Origin of the sequence: Aminobacter sp. Y103A, assembly GCF_030294925.1 — a bacterium.
Classification (GTDB): domain Bacteria; phylum Pseudomonadota; class Alphaproteobacteria; order Rhizobiales; family Rhizobiaceae; genus Aminobacter; species Aminobacter ciceronei.
On the sequence record NZ_AP017986.1, the window covers coordinates 2,025,111 to 2,051,590 of the forward strand.

At 64.9% G+C, this 26,480-nt stretch carries 20 protein-coding genes and 2 pseudogenes; 8 read left to right on the forward strand and 14 right to left on the reverse strand.

Annotation, left to right across the window (positions count from 1 at the left end):
- Nucleotides 1-9 precede the first annotated feature (9 nt).
- The 4 genes from purF to Amn_RS09795 form a co-directional block, all read right to left on the reverse strand.
- A complete protein-coding gene (gene purF / locus Amn_RS09780) occupies nt 10-1,479 on the reverse strand; it encodes an amidophosphoribosyltransferase (RefSeq protein ID WP_067964093.1) in 1,470 nt (489 codons plus the stop codon).
- Between the two features lie 81 nt (nt 1,480-1,560).
- Nucleotides 1,561-2,163 carry a CvpA family protein gene (locus Amn_RS09785; protein ID WP_067964091.1) on the reverse strand — a complete coding sequence of 201 codons (603 nt, stop codon included), beginning with the start codon at nt 2,161-2,163 and terminating at the stop codon, nt 1,561-1,563.
- A 28-nt stretch (nt 2,164-2,191) separates the two neighbouring features.
- On the reverse strand, nt 2,192-3,595 hold the full coding sequence (radA, locus tag Amn_RS09790; RefSeq protein WP_067964089.1) for a DNA repair protein RadA: 1,404 nt from the start codon (nt 3,593-3,595) through the stop codon (nt 2,192-2,194).
- Nucleotides 3,596-3,700: 105 nt separating this feature from the next.
- Nucleotides 3,701-5,200, reverse strand: a complete 1,500-nt coding sequence (locus Amn_RS09795; protein ID WP_067964088.1) for a replicative DNA helicase — start codon at nt 5,198-5,200, stop codon at nt 3,701-3,703.
- A 578-nt stretch (nt 5,201-5,778) separates the two neighbouring features.
- On the opposite strand from Amn_RS09795, the gene Amn_RS09800 reads away from it, so the two are divergent.
- A complete protein-coding gene (locus tag Amn_RS09800) occupies nt 5,779-8,115 on the forward strand; it encodes an autotransporter family protein (RefSeq protein ID WP_286296603.1) in 2,337 nt (778 codons plus the stop codon).
- A gap of 31 nt (nt 8,116-8,146) precedes the next feature.
- Here the strand turns inward: Amn_RS09800 and Amn_RS09805 are convergent.
- The 6 genes and pseudogenes from Amn_RS09805 to Amn_RS09830 all read right to left on the reverse strand — a co-directional run.
- Nucleotides 8,147-8,422 (reverse strand): annotated as a pseudogene (locus Amn_RS09805) (YnfA family protein); the annotation flags it as partial.
- A gap of 307 nt (nt 8,423-8,729) precedes the next feature.
- Nucleotides 8,730-9,938 (reverse strand): annotated as a pseudogene (locus Amn_RS09810) (cyclopropane fatty acid synthase); the annotation flags it as partial.
- Between the two features lie 168 nt (nt 9,939-10,106).
- Nucleotides 10,107-10,685, reverse strand: coding sequence for a 50S ribosomal protein L9 (gene rplI / locus Amn_RS09815; RefSeq protein WP_067964082.1), 579 nt, complete (start codon nt 10,683-10,685; stop codon nt 10,107-10,109).
- A gap of 215 nt (nt 10,686-10,900) precedes the next feature.
- The gene (gene rpsR, locus Amn_RS09820) at nt 10,901-11,149 is read right to left on the reverse strand and encodes a 30S ribosomal protein S18 (RefSeq protein WP_018427106.1); all 249 of its coding nucleotides are present in this window, start codon (nt 11,147-11,149) and stop codon (nt 10,901-10,903) included.
- Nucleotides 11,149-11,634, reverse strand: coding sequence for a 30S ribosomal protein S6 (gene rpsF, locus Amn_RS09825; protein ID WP_067964080.1), 486 nt, complete (start codon nt 11,632-11,634; stop codon nt 11,149-11,151). Before rpsF ends, rpsR begins: the two co-directional genes overlap by 1 nt.
- Before the next feature lie 635 nt (nt 11,635-12,269).
- A complete protein-coding gene (locus Amn_RS09830) occupies nt 12,270-14,126 on the reverse strand; it encodes an LTA synthase family protein (RefSeq protein WP_083948781.1) in 1,857 nt (618 codons plus the stop codon).
- A 428-nt stretch (nt 14,127-14,554) separates the two neighbouring features.
- Here Amn_RS09830 and fabD point away from each other — a divergent pair, with 428 nt between their 5' ends.
- The 7 genes from fabD to gmk all read left to right on the forward strand — a co-directional run bounded on the left by fabD (nt 14,555) and on the right by gmk (nt 21,018).
- Entirely contained in the window at nt 14,555-15,496 is a 942-nt protein-coding gene (gene fabD, locus Amn_RS09835; RefSeq protein ID WP_286296620.1) for an ACP S-malonyltransferase, read from the forward strand.
- Between the two features lie 56 nt (nt 15,497-15,552).
- Nucleotides 15,553-16,290 carry a 3-oxoacyl-[acyl-carrier-protein] reductase gene (gene fabG, locus Amn_RS09840; protein ID WP_286296623.1) on the forward strand — a complete coding sequence of 246 codons (738 nt, stop codon included), beginning with the start codon at nt 15,553-15,555 and terminating at the stop codon, nt 16,288-16,290.
- Between the two features lie 218 nt (nt 16,291-16,508).
- Complete coding sequence (locus Amn_RS09845) at nt 16,509-16,745, forward strand: acyl carrier protein (protein ID WP_055978681.1); 237 nt, start codon at nt 16,509-16,511, stop codon at nt 16,743-16,745.
- Between the two features lie 29 nt (nt 16,746-16,774).
- Nucleotides 16,775-18,037 (forward strand): beta-ketoacyl-ACP synthase II, encoded by a 1,263-nt coding sequence (gene fabF / locus Amn_RS09850; protein WP_192317676.1) that lies wholly within the window; start codon nt 16,775-16,777, stop codon nt 18,035-18,037.
- Nucleotides 18,038-18,136: 99 nt separating this feature from the next.
- Nucleotides 18,137-19,357 carry an endolytic transglycosylase MltG gene (mltG, locus tag Amn_RS09855; RefSeq protein WP_067964073.1) on the forward strand — a complete coding sequence of 407 codons (1,221 nt, stop codon included), beginning with the start codon at nt 18,137-18,139 and terminating at the stop codon, nt 19,355-19,357.
- 113 nt (nt 19,358-19,470) lie between these two features.
- Nucleotides 19,471-20,361 (forward strand): YicC/YloC family endoribonuclease, encoded by an 891-nt coding sequence (locus Amn_RS09860; protein ID WP_182574419.1) that lies wholly within the window; start codon nt 19,471-19,473, stop codon nt 20,359-20,361.
- A 3-nt stretch (nt 20,362-20,364) separates the two neighbouring features.
- The gene (gene gmk / locus Amn_RS09865) at nt 20,365-21,018 is read left to right on the forward strand and encodes a guanylate kinase (protein ID WP_067964069.1); all 654 of its coding nucleotides are present in this window, start codon (nt 20,365-20,367) and stop codon (nt 21,016-21,018) included.
- 169 nt (nt 21,019-21,187) lie between these two features.
- Here the strand turns inward: gmk and rsmA are convergent, their stop codons facing one another.
- The 4 genes from rsmA to Amn_RS09885 form a co-directional block, all read right to left on the reverse strand.
- Nucleotides 21,188-22,018 (reverse strand): 16S rRNA (adenine(1518)-N(6)/adenine(1519)-N(6))-dimethyltransferase RsmA, encoded by an 831-nt coding sequence (gene rsmA / locus Amn_RS09870; RefSeq protein ID WP_067964066.1) that lies wholly within the window; start codon nt 22,016-22,018, stop codon nt 21,188-21,190.
- Nucleotides 22,015-23,037, reverse strand: coding sequence for a 4-hydroxythreonine-4-phosphate dehydrogenase PdxA (pdxA, locus tag Amn_RS09875; protein WP_286296633.1), 1,023 nt, complete (start codon nt 23,035-23,037; stop codon nt 22,015-22,017). Before pdxA ends, rsmA begins: the two co-directional genes overlap by 4 nt.
- Before the next feature lie 3 nt (nt 23,038-23,040).
- Nucleotides 23,041-23,976 carry a peptidylprolyl isomerase gene (locus Amn_RS09880; RefSeq protein ID WP_286296635.1) on the reverse strand — a complete coding sequence of 312 codons (936 nt, stop codon included), beginning with the start codon at nt 23,974-23,976 and terminating at the stop codon, nt 23,041-23,043.
- A 118-nt stretch (nt 23,977-24,094) separates the two neighbouring features.
- Complete coding sequence (locus tag Amn_RS09885) at nt 24,095-26,470, reverse strand: LPS-assembly protein LptD (protein ID WP_286296636.1); 2,376 nt, start codon at nt 26,468-26,470, stop codon at nt 24,095-24,097.
- Nucleotides 26,471-26,480 lie beyond the last annotated feature (10 nt).

Consider the following 26,480-nt stretch of genomic DNA (forward strand, 5'->3'; position numbering starts at 1 on the left):
GTGCCGCTGCTACAGCCCGCCGGTGGCCAGAAGCGACAGCGAGCGCACATTGTCGGCGCCTTCGAGGTCGAGCAGGCGGGTCGGGTACTGGCCGGAGAAGCAGGCATCGCAATATTGCGGCTGCTCGTCATTGCGGCTCGCCTCGCCGACGGCGCGGTAGAGACCGTTCATCGACAGGAAGCCGAGCGAGTCGACGCGGATGAACTCGGCCATTTCCTCGATCGTCATGCGCGAGGCGAGAAGCTTGGACTTTTCCGGCGTGTCGACGCCGTAGAAGCAGGAGGCGCGGGTCGGCGGCGAGGCGATGCGCATATGCACCTCCTTGGCGCCGGCATCGCGGACCATCTGCACGATCTTCTGGCTGGTGGTGCCGCGGACGATGGAATCGTCGACCAGCACGATGCGCTTGCCTTCGATCATGCGGCGGTTGGCATTGTGCTTCAGCTTGACGCCCATGTGGCGGATGGAATCGCCCGGCGAGATGAAGGTGCGGCCGACATAGTGGTTGCGGATGATGCCGAGCTCGAAGGGGAGGCCGGCGGCTTGCGAGAAGCCGATGGCTGCCGGGGTGCCCGAATCCGGCACCGGCACGACGATGTCGGCGTCGACGGGGCTTTCGAGCGCCAGTTCGGCGCCGATGCGCTTGCGCACGTCATAGACGTTGCGGCCCTCGACCGAAGAATCGGGACGGGCGAAATAGACATATTCGAAGATGCAGAAGCGCGGCTTCTGCGGCTCGAACGGGAAGATGCTCTCGATGCCCTTGGAGGTGACGATGACCATCTCGCCGGGCTTGAGGTCGCGCACGAAGCGCGCGCCGATGATGTCGAGCGCGCAGGTCTCGGAGGCGAGGATCCAGGCGCCGTCGAGATCGCCGAGCACCAGCGGGCGGATGCCGAGCGGATCGCGGCAGCCGATCATCTTCTTCGACGACAGCGCGACCAGCGAAAACGCACCCTCGACCTGGCGCACCGCATCGATGAAGCGCGCATTGAGGTCGCGTTCCTTCGAGGTGGCGACGAGATGCAGGATGGTCTCGGTGTCGGAGGTCGACGAGAAGATCGAGCCCTGCTTCTGCAGCGCGCGCTGCACCGTCATCGCATTGGTCAGGTTGCCGTTATGCGCGACAGCGAAGCCGCCATCGGCGAGTTCGGCGAAGAAAGGCTGGATGTTGCGGACGCCGGCGCCGCCCGTCGTGGCGTAGCGGGTGTGGCCGATGGCGCGGTTGCCCTTGAGGCTGTCGATGACACGCTGCTTGGTGAAGGTGTCGCCGATCAGGCCGACATGGCGCTCGACGTGGAACTGGCTGCCGTCATAACTGACGATGCCGGCGGCCTCCTGGCCGCGATGCTGGAGCGCATGCAGCCCCAGCGTGACGATTGCCGCGGCGTCCTGTCGGCCAAAAATGCCGAACACACCGCATTCGTCGTGGAAATGATCATCGGCTTCCGCGGAAAGCACGTCAGCTGCGTCTGCCATCGGGGGCGGCCTCTTCTAGCAAAAACGCTATATAGTGCGATGAGGCGGCAAGGGCAACGCGCCATCCCGCCTCAGGCGCAATCAGTTGTTGGTCGGTGCCGGCTCGGCCGGCGCCTCGCCTTCGGCAGGCGCCTCGGCAGGCGGCGTGGTGGCGCCGGCTTCCGGTTCGCCGGTCTGCGAATTGAGCTTCTTGAGGATCGAATTCTCGGGATCCTCGGGCAGAAGGTTCTCGATCGAGGTGCCGATGCTCTCGAGCAGCGGCCGCGACTTCGCCTCCGCGACCCAGGCCGGAGCGTTGGGGCCGACCAGCCAGTTGAAGAACAAAAGGCCGACGGCAACGACCAGGATGCCGCGGGCGGCACCGTAGAGGAAGCCGAGCGTGCGATCGAGCGCGCCGATGCGGCTGTCGATGATGAAATCGGCGATCTTCATGGTGATGATGGTGACGACGATCAGCGCGATGATAAAGACGATGCCGGCGGCAGCCGCCATGGCGATCTTTTCGTTGTCGATATAGGGCTGAACGTAAGGCACGACAGGCTTGTAGAAGAAGAAGGCGGCAGCGGCGGCAGCGGCCCATGAGGCGACCGACAGCACCTCGCGGGAAAAACCGCGCACCATGGCGAGCATCGCCGAGACCAGGGTGAAGCCGACAAGAATTCCGTCAAGCAGCGTAATCGGCATCGTGTCCACTCACTCCATGGCGACGGTTTCAGTCCGTCTCTTCCGCGCGGCTTCGCCTTGAGCCGGCTATCCGCGCCACCAGATCCGCCAGTGCGGTCGGCTGGAACGAACCGGCTCCGATTCCACCTGCGAGCTCCCCACTGCCGGAGGGCAGCACGGCCCTTCCGAAGCCCAGCTTTTCGGCCTCTTTAAGGCGTTGCTGCGCATGCGCAACCGGCCTCACGGCGCCAGAAAGGCTGATTTCGCCGAAATAGACGCAATCAGCAGGCAGGGCAATACCGGTGAGCGATGAAACCAGTGCGGAAGCCACGGCCAGATCGGCCGCCGGCTCCGAGATGCGGTAGCCGCCGGCAACGTTGAGATAGACGTCGTGCTGACCGAAACGCACGCCGCAATGCGCCTCGAGCACGGCGAGGATCATCGACAGCCGCGACGAATCCCAGCCGACGACGGCACGGCGCGGCGTGCCCAGGCTGGAGGCGGCGACAAGCGCCTGGATCTCGACCAGCACCGGTCGCGTGCCTTCGATGGCGGCAAAGACCGCGGCTCCCGGCGCCTTGGAATGGCGTTCGCCGAGGAACAGCTCGGACGGGTTGGCGACCTCGCGCAGGCCCTTGTCGGACATTTCGAAGACGCCGATCTCGTCGGTCGGGCCGAAGCGGTTCTTGACCGTGCGCAGGATGCGGAAATGGTGGCCGCCTTCGCCCTCGAAATAGAGCACGCCGTCGACCATGTGCTCGACGACGCGGGGACCGGCGATCTGGCCTTCCTTGGTGACATGGCCGACGAGCACCACCGCCGCACCCGTCGACTTGGCGTAGCGGATCATCGCCTGGGACGCCGCCCGCACCTGGGTGACGGTACCAGGCGCCGAATCGGCGAGGTCGGTCCACAAGGTCTGGATCGAATCGATGATGACCAGGTCCGGCCGCTTGCCGTCGGCGATGGTGGCGAGGATGTCTTCGACATTGGTCTCGGCGGCGAGTTCGACCGGTGTCGAGGCGACGCCGAGGCGCTGGGCGCGCAGCCTGATCTGGGCAACCGCTTCTTCGCCCGAGACATAGACGACGCGGTGGCCGCGCGCGGCGAGCGCCGCCGCCGCCTGGGTCAACAGCGTCGACTTGCCGATGCCGGGATCGCCGCCGATCAAAAGCGCCGAGCCGCGCACGAAGCCGCCGCCGGTGGCGCGGTCGAGTTCGCCGATGCCCGAGACGATGCGCGGCGCATCCTCGATGTCGCCGTCGAGCGAGGTCAGCGTGACGGCGCGGCCTTTTCGCGCGCTCTTCAGCGAGCCCGGACCGCTGCCGATGCCGCCCGCCGTGCCTTCCTCGACCAGCGTGTTCCACTCGCCGCAGGAATCGCACTTGCCGGCCCAGCGCTGATGCGCGGCACCGCAGTTCTGGCAGATGAATTGAACGCGGGCTTTAGCCATGGGAATGCTGCAATGCTGATTGGGAGAGGTCGGGCTTCTTCTCACCCCCCTCTGATCAACATGGGGCCAGAGGGGGGTGCGAAGGGACGCGATGGCTGGCAAAGCCTACTCTTCCCCGAACCTGTCGGGCAGATGATGCTCGGGCGCGAGGTCGAAGAAGCGGGTGAATTCGCCCTGGAAGCCGAGGCTGACGGTGCCGGTGGGGCCGTGACGCTGCTTGGCGACGATGACTTCGGCCTTGCCGCGCACGTCGTTCATGTTGGCTTCCCACTGCAGGTATTCGTCGGTGCCGGGCTTCGGCTCCTTGTTCTTGAGGTAATATTCCTCGCGGTAGACGAAGATCACCACGTCGGCGTCCTGCTCGATCGAGCCCGATTCACGCAGGTCGGAGAGCTGTGGGCGCTTGTCGTCGCGGCTTTCGACCTGACGCGACAGCTGCGACAGCGCGATGATCGGAACGTTGAGCTCCTTGGCCAGCGCCTTGAGGCCGGTGGTGATCTCGGTGATTTCCTGGACGCGGTTCTGCGACGCCTTGGCCGACGAGCCCTGCATCAGCTGGATATAGTCGATGATGATCAGGTCGAGGCCGCGCTGGCGCTTGAGGCGGCGGGCGCGTGCCGCGAGCTGGGCGATGGAGATACCGCCGGTCGAGTCGATGAACAGCGGGATCTTCTGCAGCGTCTGGGTGCAGCTGACCAGCTTTTCGAAGTCGGCCTCGGTGAGATCGCCGCGGCGGATCTTGGAGGAGGGCACCTCGGCCTGCTCTGAAATAATACGGGTGGCGAGCTGCTCGGACGACATTTCGAGCGAGAAGAAGCCGACGACGCCGCCGTTTTCGGCCTTGAACGAGCCGTCCGCCTGCTGTGCCGGCACATAGGCATGGGCGACGTTGAAGGCGATGTTGGTGACCAGCGAGGTCTTGCCCATGCCCGGGCGGCCGGCGAGCACGATCAAGTCGGAGGATTGCAGGCCGCCCATGCGGGCGTCGAGGTCGTGCAGGCCCGAGGCGACGCCGGAAAGATGGCCGTCGCGCATATAGGCCGCACTGGCCATGTCGATGGCCGTCTTGACCGCATCGGAGAAGCTTTCGAAGCCGCCGTCATAGCGGCCGGTTTCGGCGAGCTCGAACAGGCGCCGTTCGGCGTCCTCGATCTGCTCGGCCGGCGACATGTCGACAGGCGCGTCATAGGCGATGTTGACCATGTCCTCGCCGACGGTGATCAGCGCCCGGCGGGTGGCCAGGTCATAGACGGCGCGGCCATAGTCGGAGGCGTTGATGACGGTCACCGCGTTGGCGGCAAGGGCGACGAGATACTGCATGACCGTCATGTCGCCGACCTTCTCGTCGGCCGGCAGGAAGGTCTTCAGCGTCACCGGGTTCGCCATCTTGCCCATGCGGATGAGCTCGGCGGACACCTCGAAGATCTTGCGGTGCAGCGGCTCGTAGAAATGGGTCGCCTTGAGGAAGTCGGAGACGCGGTAGAAGGCGTCGTTGTTGACCAGTATCGCGCCGAGCAAGGCCTGTTCAGCCTCGATGTTGTTGGGGGCTTCCCGATAGAGCGGGGTCGCCTCCGCCACTTCGAATTTGCGCGCTGCCTCTGCCAATGTCGTCCCCGTCGCTGAACCAGATACTCCCGTAGCAGAGTCCGATATCGAAGTGCTGGCTCAATCTGCTTTAGCTGGGTTTCAAGGCCAGTTTGCCCAAGAATTCACAGGCCGGGCGAAACCATCCACAGGACATGAATCCTACCGCCGGAATCAATTTGACTGTTGCCGAATCCCGGCTCGCGTATTTCTCCAAAACCATCGAATCCTTAGGGCCGAACTGCACGCGGCACGGCATTGAACCACGGGAAAGATGCCTCCTGCGAGTCAGACTCCCCACGGCACAGCCGCCGGCAGCGGAAACCGGTCCGCGAATCGGCGCAATCGTAGCCGGAAATCGGAAGGAACAAAACAGGAATATTCCTCAAGCAGTTTTGTTTACCAAGAAGCTGCTCAGCATAATTCCAGGGTCGTTCGTATACATCGGCTGTTGATTTTATTCAGACATGCGCTGATCCTTGCCATCCCGAGGGCTTGTTCATCGCGATGCGGCACATGGCGAAGCATATGTCCGAGGGCTGTCAGGGGCCAATTCTGCGCTGCTGCGGGCGCGGGCCTCGTCTGCTTGAGGAGGCAACATGCACGTTCTTCGCCCGGCACCGGCCCGACTGGTCTGGCTGGCTTCCACCGCCATGGTTGTGTTGGCCTCGACCGAGGCCGGTTTCGCCGCCTGCGACCTGACGCCGACGGCCGGCAACAGCGTCTATGTCTGCGACAGCGGCGCCAGCGCCGGGCTCACTGACACGGACGGCACCAATGCGCTGACGATGCCTGCTGGCGGCACCGGCACGATCAACGGCGACGTCGTCTTCGGCAATTTCCGCGATGTCGTCACCATCCATTCAGGGGTGATCAATGGCGCGGTCAACCAGAGCGGCGGTATCGACGACTTCGTCATGTCAGGCGGCGTGGTCGGATCGCTCAACCAGGGCAGTGCCCTCGATACGGCGACGATCAGCGGCGGCCACATCATCGGTGAATTCTTCGCCGGCGACTTCGTGACCATGACCGGCGGGCGCATCGGCAACGTCAATCTCGAGCAGGCCAACAACGAGATGCGGATGTCGGGCGGCAGCGTCGACACCTCGATTGTCGCGGTGCAAGGCAACGACCTGCTTGAGATCTCCGGAACCGCCGCTGTCGGCACGTTCATCAATCTCGGCAACGGCAACAACATTTTCCGCTGGCTCGGCGGCGGCAGCATCGGCGGCAATGTCACGATGGGCACCGGGCAGGACACGGCCTTGCTGCGCGGCCTGACGGAGGCCAGTTTTGCCGCCGGCCAGCTCATCGACGGCGGAACCAGCGCCAGTATCGACACGCTGACCTTCGAGGGCACCGGTTCGACCTCGGTCGCCCGCTACGTCAGCTGGGAAACCGTCAATCTGACGCAAGGCTCCCAATTCACGCTCGACGGCGATCTGGTGCTGGGCGATGGCCAGTCCAACACCGGCAGCCTGAGCATCGACGCGTCGAGCACGCTGCGCGCCGGGGCCGGCGTCAATGCCGCCGCTCGCGCCTTCACCGGAGGCAATGCGGTGATGCTGACCAATGCCGGCACCGTCGACCTGACCAATGGTGCGGCAAGTGCCACGGACAGCTTCACCGTCGTCGGCAACTACATCGGCGCCGGCGGTTACATCAGGCTCGACACGGTTGTTTCAGGTGACGGCGCGCCGTCCGACCGGCTGGTGATCGAGGGCGGCAACGCCAGCGGCTCGACCGGCATCATCATCGTCAATCTCGGCGGCACCGGCGAGCAGACCGATGCCGACGGCATCCTGGTCGTCGAAACGACCTCGGGCGGCACCACCGATGCCGGCGCCTTCACGCTGGCGAGCCCGGTGGCTTATGGCGCCTACGAATATCTGCTGTTCCGGGGCGATGCCGCGGGGCTGGGCGAGAACTGGTATCTGCGCTCCGAACTGGTCAACCCGGTCGACCCGAGCGAGCCCGGCATCCCGCTGATCCGGCCCGAGACGGCTGATTATTCCGTGATGCCGCCAATGGCCCGCGACGTCGCGCTGGCGACGCTCGGCACCTTCCACGAGCGCCGCGGCGAGCAGGGTTTCCTTGCCGGCGGCGATGATCTTTCGGTCGGATGGGGACGGGTGTTCGGCTCAAGCTCCAGCCAGGACTGGGCCGGCACGGTGTCGCCGTCGGCCGACAGCACGACGCTCGGCATCCAGGCCGGCCTCGATCTCTGGCGCGGCGAGACCGAAGCGGGCGCGCGTCACGCCGCCGGCCTGTTCCTCGGTTATGCCAGCCTCAACGCCGATATCCGCGGTGCGGTGCAGGGCCAGGCCGATCTGGCCGCCGGCAAGCTCGACCTCGATGCCTACAGCGTCGGCGGCTACTTTACCCATGTCGGTGCGGGCGGCTGGTATGTCGATGCCGTGCTGATGGGAAGCTGGCTCGGCGGCGATGCAGGCTCCGACCGCGCCATCGCCATCGATGCCGACGGCCGCGTGGTGACCGCCTCGCTGGAGGCGGGGGCGCCGATCGCTTTGACCGCAAGCTGGATGCTCGAGCCGCAGGCCCAGATCTTCTGGCAGGATGTGTCCCTGGATGACGCCGACGACACCTTGTCGGGCGTGCGCTTCGACGAGGGGCGCGGCGTCACCGGCCGCATCGGCGCGCGCCTCGAGGGCACGTTCGACACCGCCTCGGGCCAGCTCAAGCCCTATCTCAAGGCCAATCTCTGGCACGGCTTCGACGGCGAGGACGTCACCTATTTCGACAGCGACGCGATCCGGGTTGAAACCGGCGGCACCCGGCTCGAGCTCGGCGCCGGCATCAGCCATGCCTTCACCGACAAGGTCAGCGCCTTTGCGGTCGCCGATTACAGCTTCAATCTGGGCGGCGAGCGCAGCCGCAGCTTCGAAGGCAATATCGGCCTGCAGGTCAAATGGTGACGAGGCCGCGCGCGGTTTGGCCGGAGGTCAGCTAGGCCCCGCGCGGCGCAAGCAGGATGACCGAGGCGCCGAGGATGCAGATGGCGGCGCCGATCATGTCCCAGCGGTCGGGGCGGATGCCTTCGGCGAGCCAAAGCCAGGCCAGCGACGCTGCGATGTAGATGCCGCCATAAGCGGCGTAAGTGCGGCCGGCGGCGTCGGCATCGACCAGGGCCAGCAGCCAGCCGAAGGCGATGAGCGCGGCGACGCCGGGGATCAGCCACAGCGCCGACTTGTCGAGCCGCCACCAGGCCCAGAAGGAAAAGCAGGGGCTGCCAGGACGTAGATGGCATAGGTCATCGAGGAAACCCTGGGGGCATGAAAAAAGCCCGGCTCATGGCGAGACGGGCTTTTTCCTATGGCAGACGCATGAGGCGCAAGGGCCAGGCGTGGTTGCCATGCTATTCCTTGTCGGCAACCTTCCTGCGGCGGCCGATCTTTCCAGCTTCAGTCTTTCCAGCTTCGGCCTGGGCGGCTTCGGCCTTGGCGGCAGGTTGAGCCCTGGCTGCAGGCTGGGCGGCAGGTTTGTCCTCGGCGGCGAGCCTCGCCTGCCGGTGCCCCATCTCGTGCATGGCCAGCGCCTTTTCGCATTTGCCGATATAGTCGCGGGTCAGCGGCAGCGTGTCGTTGCGGTGGCTGAGCTGGATCTGGAACACCATCAGGTCCTGCCAGCGGAAGGCAGCCTCGGACGCCGCGAGATAGAACTCCCACATCCGGCAGAAGCGCTCGTCATAGATCGCCTTGGCCTTGTCTCGGTTGGCCTGGAAACGCAGGCTCCAGTGCCGCAGCGTCTCGGCATAATGCAGCCTGAGAATCTCGACGTCGGTGACCATCAGGCCGGCCTTTTCGATTGCCGGCAGCACTTCCGACAGCGCCGGAATGTAGCCGCCGGGGAAGATGTGCTTGCGGATGAAGGCGCTTGTCGAGGCCGGCGGGCCGGCGCGGCCGATCGAATGCAGCACCATGACGCCGTCTGGTTTCAGCCGCTTGGCGACATTGTCGAAGAAGGTGCGGTAGTGGTTGACGCCGACATGCTCGAACATGCCGACCGAGACGATGCGGTCGAAACGCTCGACGAGGTCGCGGTAGTCCCTGATTTCGAAATGGACCCGGCTTTCCAGCCCCTCGGCCTGGGCGCGCTCGGTGGCAACCGCATGCTGCTCGGTCGACAAGGTCACGCCGAGCACCTGGGCCTCGAAGGTGCGGGCGAGGTAGAGCCCGAGCCCGCCCCAGCCGGAACCGATGTCGAGCACGGACTGGCCCGGCCTCAGCCGCATCTTGGCTGCGATATGCGCCTTCTTGGCGATCTGGGCTTCTTCCAGCGTCATGTCGGGATCGGCGAAATAGGCGCAGGAATATTGCATGTCGGTGTCGAGGAAGAGCCGGTAGAGATCGCCCGACAGGTCGTAGTGGCGCTGGACGTTGCGCTTGGCGCGGGCTGTGGTGTTGACCTGCTGGAAGCGGCGGAAGGCGAGCCGGAGATTGTCCAGCGCCTTGGTCCAGGCAGTGTCGATGCTGCCATTGCCGAGGTTCTGGAATACCACCCGCATCAGCCCGAGCACGTCGCCGCCGACGATGTCGACATCGCCGTCCATATAGGCCTCGGGCAAAGCCAGCATCGGGTCGAGCGTGATGGCGTTTTCGGCACGCCGCGTCTTGATCAGGAGGTGGACAGGGTCGCCCGTATCATCGCCGAAACGGTGCGATCGTCCGTTGGGGCCGGTGACTGTCAGATTGCCGGTACGCACAAGCTTCCCGACGATGCGTTGCAACAGCATATTCATGGCGTGCTCGCGAAAAGGTCAGTCGTGTAGTCCTTTCCTCAAAATAGGAGCGACGCTGCCAAGTTCCACGCCTGGCACAAAAAAAGCCCGGATGTTGCCATCCGGGCTTGGTCCAGAAAACTGGCCGGAAGACCGGCCGGTAAACTTGGATCGGGACAGAAGGCTGGATCAGCCCTCGTCGCCTTCGCCGTCCTCGTTCGGATCAAAGAAGCTGTCCGGACGGGCGTTTTCGTTGATGTCGTCGCCATAGATGGCTTCGGCGGTGGTCAGCGTCTCGCCCTTCGACTGACGCTCGGCTTCATCGGCCGTGCGTGCGATGTTCAGCGTGATGGTGACTTCGACTTCGGCGTGCAGCGCGATGGCGACATTGGTCAGGCCGATGGTCTTGATCGGCTGGTTGAGCTCGACCTGGTTGCGGGCAACCGTGAAGCCTTCGGCGATCAGCAGATCGGCGATGTCGCGGGTCGAGACCGAACCGTAGAGCTGGCCGGTTTCACCAGCCGAACGCACGATGATGAACGACTTGCCGTCGAGCTTGTCGGCGACCTGCTGGGCTTCCGACTTGCGCTCGAGGTTGCGGGCTTCGAGCTGGGCGCGCTGGCCTTCGAACTTCTTCTTGTTGGCTTCGTTGGCACGGAGCGCCTTGCCCTTGGGCAGCAGGAAGTTACGGGCAAAGCCGTCCTTGACCTTGACGGTGTCGCCCATCTGGCCGAGGCGGGAAATGCGTTCGAGGAGAATGACGTCCATTGTCCTTGTCCTTTCGTTGGCTGCAAAGGCAGCGGAAAAATTCAACGGGCAAGGAAGCAATGAGGGCGTTGCCGCCGGTTTCGCTGTCCTGCCTGTCGCGGCAGTTAGGATTTCCCTTAGAAATCCAACCCGGGATTTGAAGGTTCACCCGACCGCGCCCGTCGCGGCAGGGAATGGTCCGGCCCGGGGCGAATGCCGCCGGGCCGGAACCGATATCACTTCACCACGTAGGGCAGCAGGCCGAGGAAGCGGGCGCGCTTGATCGCCTGGGCGAGTTCACGCTGCTTCTTCTGGCTGACGGCGGTGATGCGCGAAGGAACGATCTTGCCGCGCTCGGAAATGTAGCGCTGCAGCAGACGCACGTCCTTGTAGTCGATCTTCGGAGCGTTGGCGCCGGAGAACGGGCAAGTCTTGCGACGACGGTGGAAAGGACGACGGGTCGGGATCTGGTTGATGTCGACCATTATTCTGCACCCCCTTCAACACCTTCGCGCGGACGGCGCGGGCCACGATCACCACCGCCATCGCGGTCGCCGAAGCTGCGCGGACCACGGTCGCCGCGATCGCCGAAGCTGCGCTGCGGACGGTCGCCGAAGCCACCGCGTTCGCCACGCTCGGAGCGCTCTTCGCGCTTCTGCATCATGGCGGAGACGCCTTCTTCATGCGCCTCGACCTTGACGGTCATGAAGCGCAGGACGTCTTCGGACAGGCCCTGCTGACGCTCGACTTCCTTGACGGCAGCCGACGGCGCGGTGATGTCCATCAGCGTGTAATACGCCTTGCGGTTCTTGTTGATGCGGTAGGTGAGGGACTTCAGTCCCCAGTTCTCGACCCGGCCAACCGATCCGCCAGCTGCAGTGATGATGCCCTTGTAGTGTTCGACAAGTGCATCGACCTGCTGCTGCGAGAGGTCCTGGCGGGCAAGAAACACATGTTCATAAAGAGCCATAGTTTTTGCCTTTCTTCGTTTCCATCTTCCGGTCCCGGCGGCTAGAGCCTCTGCGACTTCCCTGATCCTTCGAGGGCCATTGGCCACCTCGGGAGAAGAAAGGTGCACGACGAGACGGTCGAGAGCGGAGACACGGGAGGCGGAAGCGTTTTCGCTTCACACGGCGGCTTTCAAGAAAGCCTCCGGCCCTCCGTTCAGCCCCCAGCTGGGACCGGCAGATGGCGGGCGTCTATATGCTCAGGCGATACAAGGCAAGGGGGGAGGCCGAGATTCCCTGAGAAATCGGGCTTTTTGCGCCCGATTTCGACGTTCAGCCGAAGGCTTCCGGGAAGAGATATCGGGCTTTTGCGCCCGATTTCGACGTTCAGCCGAAGGCTTCCGGGAAGAGAAATCGGGCTTTTTGCGCCCGATTTCGACGTTCAGCCGAAGGCTTCCGGGAAGAGATATCGGGCTTTTGCGCCCGATTTCGACGTTCAGCCGAAGGCTTCCGGGAAGAGAAATCGGGCTTTTTGCGCCCGATTTCGATGTTCAGCCGAAGGCTTTCGGGATGAGAAAGCGGGCTTTTTGCGCCCGATTTCGATGCTCAGCCGAAGGCTTCCGGGATGAGAAACCGGCCTTTTCAAGCCGGTTTTGGCTCAGCTGAATGCCTCGTCCCGGACGAACAGCGGCGAGCGCGTGCGGTTGGCGACGACCTTGTCGACGGTCTCGGGGAAGAAGCCCTTGGCGCCGCGGCGCTTGCCGAACATCATGTCATATTGCAGCCAGCGGAAATCGCGGATCGCCGGGTCGAGTTCCTTCTGGCGCGACCAGTCGAACACCGATTGGCCCTGTCGCGGCATCAGCATGTTGCGGTCGACGACGCGGTAGCGGTCATGCAGGTCGCCAAGGAAGCCGGTGTAGTAGGGGTGGCTGATGCCGGCGGTCTCGAGCACGTGCAGCGGCAGGAAGGCCGGGCTGATCGAGCCGATGTCGCGCGCAGCACCGGTGCGGTTCGACCACACCACCAAGGGCGTCTCGTGCTGCACCAGCATCTCGTCGAGCGGCGCCTTGCGCTTGGCGACCGGCTCTTTCATGAAACCGGTCTCGACATAGACGGGGCCGAGCGGCGGCAGGTGGTCGCCGAAGAAGGCAATGACCGTCGGGCGTTCACGCTTGCTGGCCCAGTCCATCAGCCGCTTCAGGCCGCGGTCGGCGTCGGAGGCACCCTCGGCATAGGTCAGGATCGAATCGCGCGTCCACTGCGAGGTCGGCGCATCGACCTTGTGGGTGGTGTCGCTGTAGCGGTTCGGTTCATAGGGGCCGTGGCTCTGCAGCGAGACGGCAAAGAAGAAGAAGGGGTGGTCGGTGGCGTCGGCCTGGCGGATGATCTCTTCGGTCAGCGCGGCGTCGGAGACCAGAGGCCCGCGCTTTTCCAGTGGCGGCAGGTTCTCTTCCGACAGAAATGTATCGAAGCCGAAGTCCTTGTAGACAAACGAGCGGTTCCAGAACCAGCTGCCGAAGGGATGGATGGCCTTGGTGTCGTAGCCTTCGCTCTTGAAGAAGGTGGCAAGCGAAGGCACCGGCGCGCGGACATATTGCTGGTAGGGGATCGAGCCGGCCGGCAGGAAGGCGTTGGAGAAGCCGGTCAGCGCCTCGAACTCGACATTGGCGGTCATGCCGCCGAACTCGGGCGAGAAGACGTGGCCGGACTGCGCGGCGCGCACGTTCTGGATCGGATCCGGCGTGATCGAAACACCGGGCAGCCGCGTCGGATCCCAGAAGGATTCGCTCATCACGATGATGACGTCGGGCTTTTCCTCGGGCAGCACGGCGGCTGCCTGCGACGGTGCCGCGATGGCGTCGATGGCCTTGTCGGAATAGCCCTGCGGCGCCTTGACCTTGGCCATCGGCACGTTGAGCGCAAAGGCGATGGCAAAGCCGTTGGAGGCGTAGTTTTCCTTCTGGTCCCACATCATCGGGATGATCTGCAGGCGGTCGCGCGTCCACGAGAAGGTGGCGTAGTCCATGATCGAGACGAAGAAGGCCAGCGCCGGAATGGCGATCGCCAGGCGCGACATGCGCGCCCAGAACGACAGCGCCGGCATGCGGCGGCGCCAGTAACGCCAGGCAAGCACCAGCAGCGAGATGCCGCCGATGAGGCCGGCCGCAATGCCGATGCCGGCGAGCGGCCGCTCGCGCACCAAAAGCGGCATCAGTTCGACGATCTGCCTGATATAGAGGAAATCGGTCGGGTAGAGCGGATCGCCGAGATAGAGCGACTTCTGGTGGCCGACAAAGGCCAGCGCCAGCGCCACGGGTGCCACGACCAGAAGGCCGTTATAGGGCCGGCCGAGCAGCGCGTCGAAACCGATGATCAGCAGTGCAAACAGCGCCACCGTGGTCCAGCTCGGCTTGAACGGCTGCTGGAAGAAATTGAGCGTGTCGACGAAGGAACCGCGGGCGACGAATTCGATGGCGAAGACCAGCACCGCCGAGACGGCGAGCGTGATCATCACCGAGCGCAGCACGCCGAGCGCATAGGCACGCCGGCTGAGTGCTTCAGCCTCGTTTTCCTCGTCGCGGGCGACCGTTTTGCCTGTCGCGAACAGCTTTGCCAACTCAACTTCCTCGAACGCTGGACAGCGGCGTCACGCAACCGTCACGAAACTGTCATCGAAAACCTAGCGCATATGGCAAAATTGAGAAGGATGGGGCAAACAAAACGTTTTTCGCATTAATTCTCTGTGATTATTTGCCCCGGAGGGGTGCCAAAGCCCTCAAGGCTTGACTTGACGGTATCCATTGCGCCAGAGGCACAACGATATGGCGCGCCGCCGGTTCCAACGACGTCCGGCGCAGCACCTCGTGATATGTCTGCCCGCCGAAGCCCGAAAAACCGATTCCGGTTCGGGTCGATGCGGCAAGTAGCCAGGAGACCAACATGGCCGTTGCATTCACTTTTCCGGGGCAGGGCAGCCAGGCCGTCGGCATGGGCAAGGAACTGGCCGATGCCTTTCCGGAAGCGCGCCGCGTCTTCGAGGAAGTCGACGACGCGCTCGGTGAAAAGCTGTCGAAGCTGATCTGGGAGGGACCAGAGGAGACGTTGACCTTGACCGCCAACGCCCAGCCGGCGCTGATGGCGGTGTCGATGGCGGCGTTCCGGGCGCTGGAAGCCCGCGGCCTGTCGCTCAGGGACAAGGTGTCCTACGTCGCCGGCCACTCGCTCGGCGAATATTCGGCCCTTGCCGCCGCCGGTTTCGTCTCGGTCGCCGACGCAGCCCGCCTGCTGCGCATCCGCGGCAACGCCATGCAGGCAGCGGTGCCGGCAGGGCAGGGCGCGATGGCTGCGATCATCGGCCTCGAGCAGGGCGACGTCGACGCCGCCTGTGCCGAGGCAGCACAGGGCTCGGTCTGCCAGATCGCCAATGACAATGGCGGCGGCCAGCTGGTCATTTCGGGCGAGAAGGCAGCGGTCGAGCGTGCCGCGGCCCTTTGCACCGCCAAGGGCGCCAAGCGCGCGCTGATGCTGCAGGTCTCCGCCCCCTTCCATTCGGCGCTGATGGCACCCGCTGCCGAGAAGATGCGCGAAGCGCTGGCCGGGGTGAAGAAGAACGTGCCGGTCGTGCCGGTCGTTGCCAATGTCACCGTCCAGCCGATCACCGATCCGGAAGAGATCGCCGCCCGCCTCGTCGAGCAGGTCACCGGTCGTGTCCGCTGGGCCGAGACCGTCGAGTGGTTCGGCAACAACGGCGTCACCACGCTTTATGAAGTGGGCGCCGGCAAGGTGCTGTCGGGCCTCGCCCGCCGCATCAACAAGGAGATCGCGACGTCAGCCGTCAACACGCCGGCCGATGTCGAGGCGGCGATTGCCGCGCTCGCCTGAACGATTCAAACGACCCCACCCGTGTGAAGGGTGCGCTCTTCAAGGAAGGTAGCAAAATGCTCGATCTGACCGGCCGCAAGGCACTCGTCACCGGTGCATCCGGCGGCATCGGCGAAGAAATCGCCCGCATCCTGCACAGCCAGGGCGCCATCGTCGGCCTGCACGGCACCCGCATCGACAAGCTCGAGGCGCTCGCCGGCGAACTCGGCGACCGGGTCAAGCTGTTCCCGGCCAATCTCGCCGACCGCGACGAGGTCAAGGCGCTGGGCCAGAAGGCCGAGGCCGAACTCGAAGGCGTCGACATCCTGGTCAACAATGCCGGCATCACCAAGGACGGCCTGTTCGTGCGCATGTCGGACGCCGACTGGGACCAGGTCATCGAGATCAACCTGACGGCGATGTTCCGCCTGACGCGCGAGCTGACGCATCCGATGATGCGCCGCCGCCATGGCCGCATCATCAACATCACCTCGGTCGTCGGCGTCACCGGCAATCCGGGCCAGACCAACTACTGCGCCTCCAAGGCCGGCATGATCGGCTTCTCCAAGTCGCTGGCCCAGGAGATCGCCACCCGCAACATCACCGTCAACTGCGTCGCCCCGGGCTTCATCGAATCGGCGATGACCGAGAAGCTCAACGACAAGCAGAAAGAGGCGATCATGGCGGCGATTCCGGCCAAGCGCATGGGCACCGGCAAGGAAGTTGCCTCGGCGGTCGCCTATCTCGCTTCCGACGAGGCGGCCTATGTCACCGGCCAGACGATCCACGTCAATGGCGGCATGGCAATGATTTGATTTGGGATCTGATTGGGATCTGATTGGCCGATTGGCCGGGATAACCGGCCCTTTTGCCTTGGACGCGGTGAATTTTTCGTGTATTGCCGCGCTCCATCAGGTGGCCAGGACGAAACCCGACCGCCGCCCGAGCGCTTGGGAAAGCGTAGATTACAGCTTGATTAGCGGCAATCCGCCCGCTAACGAAGACCTAACAACACCAGACTGAGGATGCCCACATGAGTGACACCGCAGAGCGCGTCAAGAAGATCGTCATCGAACATCTTGGCGTCGACGCCGACAAGGTGACGGAAGCTGCGAGCTTCATCGACGATCTGGGCGCGGACAGCCTCGACACGGTCGAGCTCGTCATGGCTTTCGAAGAAGAATTCGGCGTCGAGATCCCCGACGACGCGGCCGAGACCATCCTCACCGTTGGCGACGCCGTGAAGTACATCGACAAGGCTTCGGCCTGAGCGATCGCGAATTGTCAGGGATGCCTGCGATGAGGCGTGTGGTCGTCACAGGCCTTGGCCTGCTTTCACCGTTCGGCATGGGCTACGAGCACGGCTGGAAAGAGCTTCTTTCCGGCCGCAGCGCAGCCCGTCGGATCACGGAGTTCGAGGTCGACGACCTCGCCTGCAAGATCGCCAATGTCATCCCTCGCGGCGACGGCTCCAACAACAGCTTCAATCCCGAGGCGGTCCTTGAACCCAAGGAACTGCGCAAGATCGGCGACTTCATCCTCTACGGGATCGCGGCCGCCGACGAGGCATTGAAGGATTCGGGTTGGACGCCAAAGACGCCGGACGAACAGAATTCGACCGGCGTCATGATCGGCTCGGGCATCGGCGGCATTGACGGCATCGCCGAAAATGCCCTGATCCTCAAGGAGCGCGGCCCGCGCCGCATCAGCCCCTTCTTCATTCCGGGCCAGATCATCAATCTGGTCTCCGGCCAGGTGTCGATCCGGCACGGGCTCAAGGGCCCGAACCATGCCGTGGTCACCGCCTGCTCGACCGGCGCGCACGCCATCGGCGATGCCGCCCGCCTGATCATGTTCGGCGATGCCGACGTGATGGTGGCCGGTGGCGCCGAAGCGCCGGTGACACGGCTGTCGCTGGCCGGCTTTGCCGCCTGCAAGGCGCTCTCCACCGATCGCAACGACGATCCCGAAAAGGCTTCGCGCCCCTATGACCGCGACCGTGACGGCTTCGTCATGGGCGAGGGGGCCGGTGTCGTCGTGCTCGAAGAGCTCGAACATGCCAAGGCGCGCGGCGCGAAGATCTACGCCGAAGTGGTCGGCTACGGCCTGACCGGCGATGCCCATCACATCACGGCCCCCGCCGAGGATGGCGACGGCGCCTTCCGCTGCATGAGTGCCGCCCTCAAGCGCGCCAATCTGACGCCAGCCGACATCGACTACATCAACGCCCATGGCACCTCGACCATGGCCGATACGATCGAACTCGGCGCCGTCGAGCGTCTCGTCGGCAACGCCGCCTCCAAGGTGTCGATGTCGTCGACCAAATCGTCGATCGGCCACCTCTTGGGTGCTGCCGGTGCGGCCGAAGCGATCTTCTCGATCCTTGCCATCCGCGACAACATCGTGCCGGCGACGATCAATCTCGACAATCCGGAGCGCGAGACGGCCATCGATCTGGTGCCAAACACGCCGCGCAAGCGGCAGGTCGACGTCGCCCTGTCGAACTCCTTCGGCTTCGGCGGCACCAACGCCTCGCTGGTGTTCCAGCGCTTCAACGGCTGATAGGTTGTGGGAAGGGGCCCCTCGCGGGCCCTTTGCCGTGATTTTTGCCACATTCAAGCCTAGTCTCCCGGCGGGGATTCGACGCAAAGGCGAGGCAAGATGAGCATCAATACGCCAGGGCAGGGAGAGGGCGCACCACGCGCCGCGCCGGCCAATCCGGTTTCGGCCAATCCGATCGTTCCAAAGACCGCGCAGGAAGCGCTGCGGCCGGAAGCCGGCACGCCGCCGCCGTCCAAGCGGTCGCGCGCCTCGCGCAACCAGGTCGTCGTGTTCCTCAATTTCATGATGTCGACGGCGGTGCTGGTGATCCTCGCCAGCGGTGCCGCCCTCTATTTCGGCAAGCAGGAATTTGGCGGCGCGGGCCCCTCGACGGTGCCGGCGACCTTCCTGGTCAAGCCTGCCACCGGCGTGGCCGACATCGCCGACCAGCTCGAGCGGCGCGGCCTGATCAGCGACGCCCGCATCTTCCGCATGGGCGTGCGCGCCTATGGCAATGACGGCTCGCTCAAGGCAGGCGAATACGAGATCCAGGCCGGTGCGTCGATGCACGACATCATGGAGCTCCTGAAGAGCGGCAAGTCGGTGCAATATTCGCTGACCATTCCGGAAGGACTGACCGTCGAGCAGGCGTGGAAACGCATTGCCGAGCAGGAAGCGCTGAGCGGTGACATGCCGACCGAGATGCCGGCCGAAGGCACGCTTGCCGCCGACACCCAGCGCTTCACCCGCGGCCTGACCAGGCAGCAGATCGTCAACAAGATGCTGGCCGACCAGAAGGAACTGGTCGAGACCATCTGGGCCCGGCGCTCGCCTGACCTGCCGCTCGCCGACATCAACGAGTTCGTGACGCTGGCCTCGATCGTCGAGAAGGAAACGGCACGCGGCGACGAGCGTTCGCGCGTGGCGGCGGTGTTCATCAACCGCCTCAACAAGGGCATGCGGCTGCAGTCCGACCCGACGATCATCTACGGCATCTTCGGCGGCAAGGGGAAGCCGGCCGACCGGCCGATCTATCGCTCCGACATCGACAAGCCGACGCCCTACAACACCTACACCATCAAGGGTCTGCCGCCGACGCCGATCGCCAATCCGGGCAAGGCCTCGCTGGAGGCGGTAGCCAATCCCTCGAAGACCAAGGACCTCTATTTCGTCGCCGACGGGTCGGGTGGCCACGTCTTTGCCGAGACGCTGGACGAGCACAACGAAAACGTCGCCCGCTGGCGCGCCTTCCAGCGCAAGGTCGTCGAGGACGAGAAGGCGGCTGACGAGGCCGATCCGGCCAAGAAGGACGCCGCCACCACCAACGCCGTCAAGAAGTAGGAACAGGCCTGCATTGCCCCGCCTGGGGCGCGCGCAGGGCACGCTGCAGGAAGACATGACGCGCTGCCCGGATGAACCTCTTGAGATGAACCTGCCCAGATGACCCTACCCAAATGACCCTACAAAGCATGACAGGCTTCGCCCGCGTGGCCGCCGAGCACCAGGGAACGGCGATCGCCTGGGAGGTGAAGTCGGTCAACGGCAAGAGCGTCGACGTGCGCCTGCGCCTGCCGCAGGGCTTCGAGCGGCTCGAACCGGCGGTCAGGCAGGCGATCCAGAAGCGCTTTTCGCGCGGCAATGTGCAGGCGACCTTGACCGTCAGCCGCACGGCCGGCGCTATGGTGCAGCCGGTCATCAACGAAAATTTCCTGCGCGACGTGGCCGAGCTTGCCACCCGCCTGGTCCAGCAATATGGCGCGGCCCCTGCCAGCGCCGACGGATTGCTTGCCCTGCGCGGCGTGTTCGACATGCCCGAGGCGGTCGAGACGGAAGAGCAGCGGGCGGCGATCGACGCGGTGATCATGGACGGCCTGGAAAAGGGCCTCGCCGGTCTGGTCGAGGCGCGCAAGGCCGAGGGCGAGGCGCTGCGCGCGCTTTTGTCGGACCACATCGCAACCATCGAGACGCTGACCTTGCAGGCCGAAGCCGACCCGTCGCGCGAGCCGGCGCAGATCCGCCAGCGCCTGGCCGAACAGGTGCGGCTGCTGCTCGAGGCATCACCCGCGCTCGACGAGACGCGGCTCAACATGGAAGCGGCGTTCCTCGCCACCAAGGCCGACATCCGCGAGGAGATCGACCGGCTGAAGACCCATGTCGCCTCCGCACGCATCCTGCTTGCCGGCGGCGGCGCCATCGGCCGCAAGCTCGATTTTCTGGCGCAGGAATTCAACCGCGAATCGAATACGCTGTGTTCGAAGTCGAATGCCGCCGCAGTGACCGCCATCGGGCTGGAACTGAAGGCCGTGGTCGATCAGTTCCGCGAGCAAGTTCAGAATCTGGAGTAGCGCATGAGCGCCGAGACCCCATCCATCGTCATCAAGCGGCGCGGCTTGATGCTGGTCCTGTCGTCGCCGTCGGGCGCCGGCAAGTCGACAATCTCGCGCAACCTGATCGAAACCGATCCCGAACTGAAGCTGTCGGTCAGCGTCACCACCCGTCCGCGCCGCGGCAGCGAGATCGACGGTGCCCACTATCATTTCACCTCGAAGCGCGAGTTCGAGCTGCTGCGCGACAATGACGCGCTGCTCGAATGGGCCGAGGTCCACGGCAATTTCTACGCCACCCCGCGCGAGCCGGTCGAGCTTGCCATGTCGCAAGGGCGCGACATGCTGTTCGACATCGACTGGCAGGGCGCCAAGCAGCTCAAGGAAAAGATGCGCGGCGACATCGTCTCGATCTTCATCCTGCCGCCGTCCATGGGCGAGCTGAAGGCCCGCCTCAAGCGCCGCGCCGAGGACCAGGACGCGGTGATCGAGACGCGGCTGAAGAACGCCCGCGACGAGATCGAGCACTGGGGCGAATACGACTATGTCGTGATCAACGAAGACCTCAACCGCGCCTTCGCCGAAGTCCGCGCCATCGTTGCCGCCGAGCGCCTGCGCCGCGACCGCCGGCCCGGCCTGTTCGATTTCGTCTCGAAACTGCTCGACGAGAAGCTCTGAGGTTTTCTTACCCTCCTTCTTGTGGCGCCTACCCTCCTTCTTATGGCGAGGGTCGACGCGCAGCGTCGGGGTCGGGGTATTCAGCCACGCCCGCGCGTCGGCCTCGCCGACACCCTCCTCACAATGGGGAGGTAATTTGCGGGAAGGATAATCCGCGGGGAGGGTGGTCTCAGACCGCCTTTGCCAGTGCCACGAATTCCTCGACGCTGAGCGTTTCGGCGCGGCGGGTTGGGTCGATGCCGACAGCTTGCAGCAGCTTTTCGCCGCCCATGCTTTTCAGGCTCTGGCGCAGCATCTTGCGGCGCTGGCCGAAGGCTGCCTCGGTGACCCGGCCAAGCACCTTCACATCGGCCGCCAGCGGCTCCCGGCGCGGCTCCAGATGGATCACCGACGAGGTCACCTTGGGCGGCGGCGTAAAGGCCTGCGGCGGCACGTCGAAGGCGATGCGGGCATCGGTGCGCCAGCCCGCCAGCACGCCGAGCCGGCCAAAGGCGGAACTGGTTGGCTTTGCCACGATGCGCTCGGCGACCTCGCGCTGGAACATCAGCGTCAGCGACTGGTAGAAGGGCGGCCAGGTCTCGACGGTCAGCCAGCGCACCAGAAGCTCGGTGCCGATATTGTAGGGCAGGTTGGCGACGATCTTGACCGGCTCACCAGCGGCGAGGCTGGCGAAATCGGTCTTCAGTGCATCGCCCGACACCACCTCGAGCCGGCCGGGATAGTGGTCGGACACCTCGGCAAGGGCGGCCAGGCAGCGCTCGTCGCGCTCGATGGCGATGACCTTCTTCGCGCCATGCATCAACAGCGCGCGTGTCAGGCCGCCGGGGCCGGGGCCGACCTCGATAACGGTGACGCCGGTCAGGTCGCCGGCGGCGCGTGCCACCTTGCCGGTAAGGTTGAGGTCGAGCAGGAAATTCTGGCCGAGCGCCTTCTTGGCCTGCAGGCCATGGCGTTCGATGACGTCGCGGAGCGGCGGCAGGCCGTCGATGCTGGTGCTCATGATGCCTTTGCCTCGCCGTCGGCGAGCAGCCGCGCCAGCTTGAGCGCCGCGATCAGGCTGTCGGGCCGGGCGATGCCCTTGCCTGAAATGTCGAAGGCGGTGCCGTGGTCGGGCGAGGTCCTGACGAAGGGCAGGCCGAGCGTGACGTTGACGGTCTCGTCGAAGGCCAGCGCCTTGGCCGGGATCAGCGCCTGGTCGTGATACATGCAGATGGCTGCGTCGTAGCCGGCACGCGCCCGGGCGTGGAACATCGTATCTGCGGGCAGGGGACCGAAGGCGTCGATGCCTTCCGCCTTGAGCGCGGCGATCGCCGGGCGGATGATGCGCTCGTCCTCGTGGCCCATCGCGCCACCTTCGCCGGCATGCGGGTTGAGGCCGGAGACGGCGATGCGTGGCCTTGATATGCCGAAGCGGGCGCTGAGGTCGCGTGCGGTGATGCGCGCGGTCTCGACGATGGCCTCGGTGGTCAGCGCCTTCGGCACCTCTGCCAGCGCGATGTGGATGGTCACAGGCACCGCGCGCAGTTCCGGCCCGGCGAGCATCATCACAGGGGTGGTGTCGACGCCGGTCCGCTCGGTCGCGAGATGGGCGAGATATTCGGTGTGGCCGGGAAAGCGGAAGCCGGCGTCATAAAGCGGCTTCTTGGCGATCGGGCAGGTGACGACGGCAGCGGCCCGGCCTTCGAAGGTGTCGGCCACCGCACGGTCGATGGCCTCGATGATGCCGGCGGCATTGGCGGTGTCTGTCTGGCCCGGCGTGTCGATGAATGGCGCTGTGAGCGGCACCACGGGCAGGGCGTCCGCGAAGGCTTGCGCAGCACCTGCGGGGTCGGTCTCGACGATGGCGACGTCGACGCCAAGGGCGCGCGCCCGCGCCGCAATCAGCTTCGGACAGCCAAGCAGATAGAAGGGCGGCACGCCGGCCGCCACACGCTGCCGCCAGGCGGCGACAGCGATTTCGGGGCCAATGCCCGAGGGATCGCCCGACGTCAGCGCCAGTGGCAGGCTGCTGGAAGCCACGGCCTAGCGGGTGACGATGCGGGCCTTGGCCCGCAGCTCTTCAAGGTACTTCTTGTTGAGCTCTTCGGCCTTGGCGTCGCCGCCCTTGCCGGTGGCGCCTTCGGCCTGGAAGACCATCTGGGCGACCTTGTCGTCGGAGACTTCGCGCGCGCTGCAGACGCCGATGAACTCGACGCCGCGGTCGGTCTCACGCACCGGCGTGGCACCGCCAGCCTTGAGCTTCTTGATCTGATCGGCCCATTCGGGCGGCAACTGCGGGGCGATGACGCGGCCGAGGTCGCGCACGGTGACGTCGAGCAGGCCCTTGGCGAATTCGCGTGTCTGGTCGCAGCTGTTGAAACGGGCGCGCATCTGATCGGCCTCGCGCTTGCGCTTGCCGATCGTGCCGCGCTCGGAAGCGGGAACGACGAAGATCACCTGCTGCAGCATGTATTCGGTGGCGCTCGGCTTGGCGCCGCCCTGCTGCAGCATGCGGCGCACCGCGTCCTGCTCGGTCGACATGCCGCCGCCGTCAGCCGAGCGGAAGCGGGCGCCGAGCGCCTGGTTCCAGCCCATCTGGGCGCGGATATAGTCCTTGAAGTGGCTCGAGGTTACGCCGGCCTGGCCGAGGATCTGGTCCATCTGCGCCGGCTTGAGCTTGTTGGAGCCGGCGAAGCGGGCATAGGCGTCGTCGACCTGCTTGTCGGAGATGCGGATGTTGAGCCGCTTCATCTCGGCGATGCGCAGCGTCTGCTCGATCATCTCCTGGCCGGCGTCGCCCTTGCGCTTCTGCAGCTTGAGGAAAGCCGCACGGCGCTGGATGTCGTAGCTGGTGATCGGCACATCGTTGACGATGTACTTGATCTCGCTGGCATGAGCCGGAGGTGCGTAGGCGGTGATCGAAAGCGACGTCGCCGCCACGAGCAGGGCAAGGCCTGCCGAAAAGAGGTGCTTCCGCATAGAAATAAGTCCCGTTCAAACCCCAGATCCGGACATTGCCCGGATACGTGCCCCGTCATTGGCTGCGTTATGCGGCAAAACGATGTCAGGCCGCCCCCGCCGCCGTCCCGTCACTGCCTTAGAAGGCGCTCGTCGCGTTGCCGAAGTCGCCGATCGTGCGGAACGAGATGTTGAAGCCGACGGTGCGCGAGACCTCGTCCGGCTTGTTGTGATCGCGGCTCTCGGAATAGGACATCAGATAGGTGAAGCACTCGTCGTCATAAGCGAAGCCGACGCCGTTCTTGACGAGCAGGTCGCCCTGGATGTCGTAGGTGCCGGAGCCGAAGACGCGCCACTGGTCGTTGAAGCGGGCGGTGGCGCCCAGCGTCACTTCGTGGCGGTCGTTGGCAAAGCCGTAGAGCGGCTGCGCCTGGATGAAGGCATAACGCGCCGACACGGCGAGCGGACGGGCGTCGAGGCCGACCTTCATCTCGGCACGGCGGACATCGAACGTACGCTCGTCGAAGCGGCCGCTGACCGAAGCCGAGAAGCCGTTCGGGCTGGCGATGCCGGCGAGCGCGACATAGTCCGACGTGTCGGTCTCGAGGCCGGAATAGGCGCCGGCATTGACGAGATCGGGTGCGGCAAACGAGTTGTCGCCGGCAAGATGGTAGGACTGGCCGACAAGCGCATTGGTGGTCCAGCCATTGTTGAAGCTGCCGGAATAACGCAGGCCGAGATTGGCGCGGGTGCCGCCTTCCATGCGGTCGTAGCCGGAGAACTTGTCGCGCTCGAACAGCGACGCCGCGTCGAAGACGAAGCTCTGCGCATCCTCGTTGGGGATGCCGAGGCCGCCAATGGCGCTTTCGCTCGGGCGGGCAAAGATCTGCGCCATCGGCTCGAGCACATGGGTCGAGCTGGTCGACGAGAACAGCACCGGCCAGCGCAGTTCGAGGCCAAGCGTCGCCATGTAGCGGAACAGCGACGAGCGCACGTCCTCGGCGACGTTGATGCGGGGGTCGGCGGCCATGGTGTTGATGGCGGCGAGCGAAGCGGCCGACGCGTCGACATAGCTGCCGTCGGCGCGGAAGGCGAGCAGCGGTGTGACCAGCAGGCCGCCATCGGTGACGATGGTGCGCTTCCACTGGGCTTCGGCGGTGATGCGGCTCGACGTGCCTTCGATGCCGTGGACCGTCGGACCGTTCGGCGCCGTCAGGTTGGCATCGAGATCCGAGCGCTGGATGACGCGCGAATTGACGTTGAACGACAGCTCGCCGCCGGCCAGCGGCGCGTCGGGAATATAGGCATAGTCGAGCGACGGCAGCACCCAGGGCTGCTTGTCGGCGCGGGCATTCGGGTCGCTGTCGAGCGCTTCTTCCTGGACCTGGAAGCGCATGGCGCGCAGGTCGAAATAGTTGCGGTCGTTGAGGCCGGTCAGATAGACTTCCGAGCGGTGCGTGCTCTCGGAGAAGCCGTTGATGCTGTAGGTGCGCGAGAAATTCTTGTCCGTCTGGGCAAGGATGTTCCAGCCGAAGGCCCAGCGCGGGTTGAGGTCGAAATGGCCCTTGGTGCCGACCATGCCGCGCAGCTTGTTTTCGTCGCCGGTCGGGCCGCGATCGACCGTGTTGACGTCGAACTTGTCCGGATTCATCTGGTAGATGCCGGCCATCTTCAGGCTGTATTCGCCATTGTTGAAGCGCTGGCGCCACTCGGCTTCGCCGAGGAAGCCCTGCTTGGTGTAGCCGGTGCCCTTGACGGTGAGGTCGTAGGTCGGCGAAAGCGCGAAATAATAGGGAACGGACACGCCGATGCCGAGCTTGCTGTTGAAGCTGACACCGGGCATCAGGAAGCCGCTCTTGCGCTTGACCGTCGGGTCGGCGATCTCGAAGGCCGGCAGGAAGGCGATCGGGAAGCCGAAGAACTCGAAATTCGAGTTTTCGAAGCGCACAGTCTTCTTCTTGCCGTTCCAGATGATCTTCTGTGCCTTGACGCGCCAGATCGGCGCCTTGTCGGGCTTTGCCTCGCAAGGTTCGCAGGCGGTGTAGACGCCGTTGTTGAAGGTCGTCAGGAAGCCGCCTTCGCGCTTGGCGCTCTCGGCGGCGAAATAGGTCTTGTCGACGGTCTCGATGCGCAGCGTGTTGACGAAGCCGTCGGCAAAGTCGTCGGTGATGTCGATCTCCTGCGAGAAGATCTTGGTGCCGTCGGAATTGACGACCTCGACATTGCCGCTGGCGATCAGCCGCGACGTCTTGCGGTCATAGGTGACGCGCTGGGCGACCAGGCGGTTGCCGGCATAGTCGATCTGCACGCCGCCCACCGCAGTGACGGTGCTGGCGTCGTTGTCATAAACCAGCGTGTCCGCCTCGAGCAGCATCTGCGCGCCTTCCGGCACGCTGGGTGCGAGGTCGGCGACAGTCTGCGCGAAAGCAGGTGCGGACGGCAGCGCGACCGCAAACAGGCACGCGAGCGCGGTTGCGCCCAGAAGGCCTGCCATATGGGCCCTGCGGTTGGCCATTGCGCCCCTC

What these genes read in the sequence shown, in the direction of transcription:
- purF (WP_067964093.1), bottom strand. Translation starts at nt 1,479, where the DNA reads ATGGCAGACGCAGCTGACGTGCTTTCCGCGGAAGCCGATGATCATTTC.
- Amn_RS09785 (WP_067964091.1), bottom strand. Translation starts at nt 2,163, where the DNA reads ATGCCGATTACGCTGCTTGACGGAATTCTTGTCGGCTTCACCCTGGTC.
- radA (WP_067964089.1), bottom strand. Translation starts at nt 3,595, where the DNA reads ATGGCTAAAGCCCGCGTTCAATTCATCTGCCAGAACTGCGGTGCCGCG.
- Amn_RS09800 (WP_286296603.1), top strand. Translation starts at nt 5,779, where the DNA reads ATGCACGTTCTTCGCCCGGCACCGGCCCGACTGGTCTGGCTGGCTTCC.
- rplI (WP_067964082.1), bottom strand. Translation starts at nt 10,685, where the DNA reads ATGGACGTCATTCTCCTCGAACGCATTTCCCGCCTCGGCCAGATGGGC.
- rpsR (WP_018427106.1), bottom strand. Translation starts at nt 11,149, where the DNA reads ATGGTCGACATCAACCAGATCCCGACCCGTCGTCCTTTCCACCGTCGT.
- rpsF (WP_067964080.1), bottom strand. Translation starts at nt 11,634, where the DNA reads ATGGCTCTTTATGAACATGTGTTTCTTGCCCGCCAGGACCTCTCGCAG.
- Amn_RS09830 (WP_083948781.1), bottom strand. Translation starts at nt 14,126, where the DNA reads ATGATCACGCTCGCCGTCTCGGCGGTGCTGGTCTTCGCCATCGAATTC.
- fabD (WP_286296620.1), top strand. Translation starts at nt 14,555, where the DNA reads ATGGCCGTTGCATTCACTTTTCCGGGGCAGGGCAGCCAGGCCGTCGGC.
- fabG (WP_286296623.1), top strand. Translation starts at nt 15,553, where the DNA reads ATGCTCGATCTGACCGGCCGCAAGGCACTCGTCACCGGTGCATCCGGC.
- Amn_RS09845 (WP_055978681.1), top strand. Translation starts at nt 16,509, where the DNA reads ATGAGTGACACCGCAGAGCGCGTCAAGAAGATCGTCATCGAACATCTT.
- fabF (WP_192317676.1), top strand. Translation starts at nt 16,775, where the DNA reads ATGAGGCGTGTGGTCGTCACAGGCCTTGGCCTGCTTTCACCGTTCGGC.
- mltG (WP_067964073.1), top strand. Translation starts at nt 18,137, where the DNA reads ATGAGCATCAATACGCCAGGGCAGGGAGAGGGCGCACCACGCGCCGCG.
- Amn_RS09860 (WP_182574419.1), top strand. Translation starts at nt 19,471, where the DNA reads ATGACCCTACAAAGCATGACAGGCTTCGCCCGCGTGGCCGCCGAGCAC.
- gmk (WP_067964069.1), top strand. Translation starts at nt 20,365, where the DNA reads ATGAGCGCCGAGACCCCATCCATCGTCATCAAGCGGCGCGGCTTGATG.
- rsmA (WP_067964066.1), bottom strand. Translation starts at nt 22,018, where the DNA reads ATGAGCACCAGCATCGACGGCCTGCCGCCGCTCCGCGACGTCATCGAA.
- Amn_RS09880 (WP_286296635.1), bottom strand. Translation starts at nt 23,976, where the DNA reads ATGCGGAAGCACCTCTTTTCGGCAGGCCTTGCCCTGCTCGTGGCGGCG.
- Amn_RS09885 (WP_286296636.1), bottom strand. Translation starts at nt 26,470, where the DNA reads ATGGCCAACCGCAGGGCCCATATGGCAGGCCTTCTGGGCGCAACCGCG.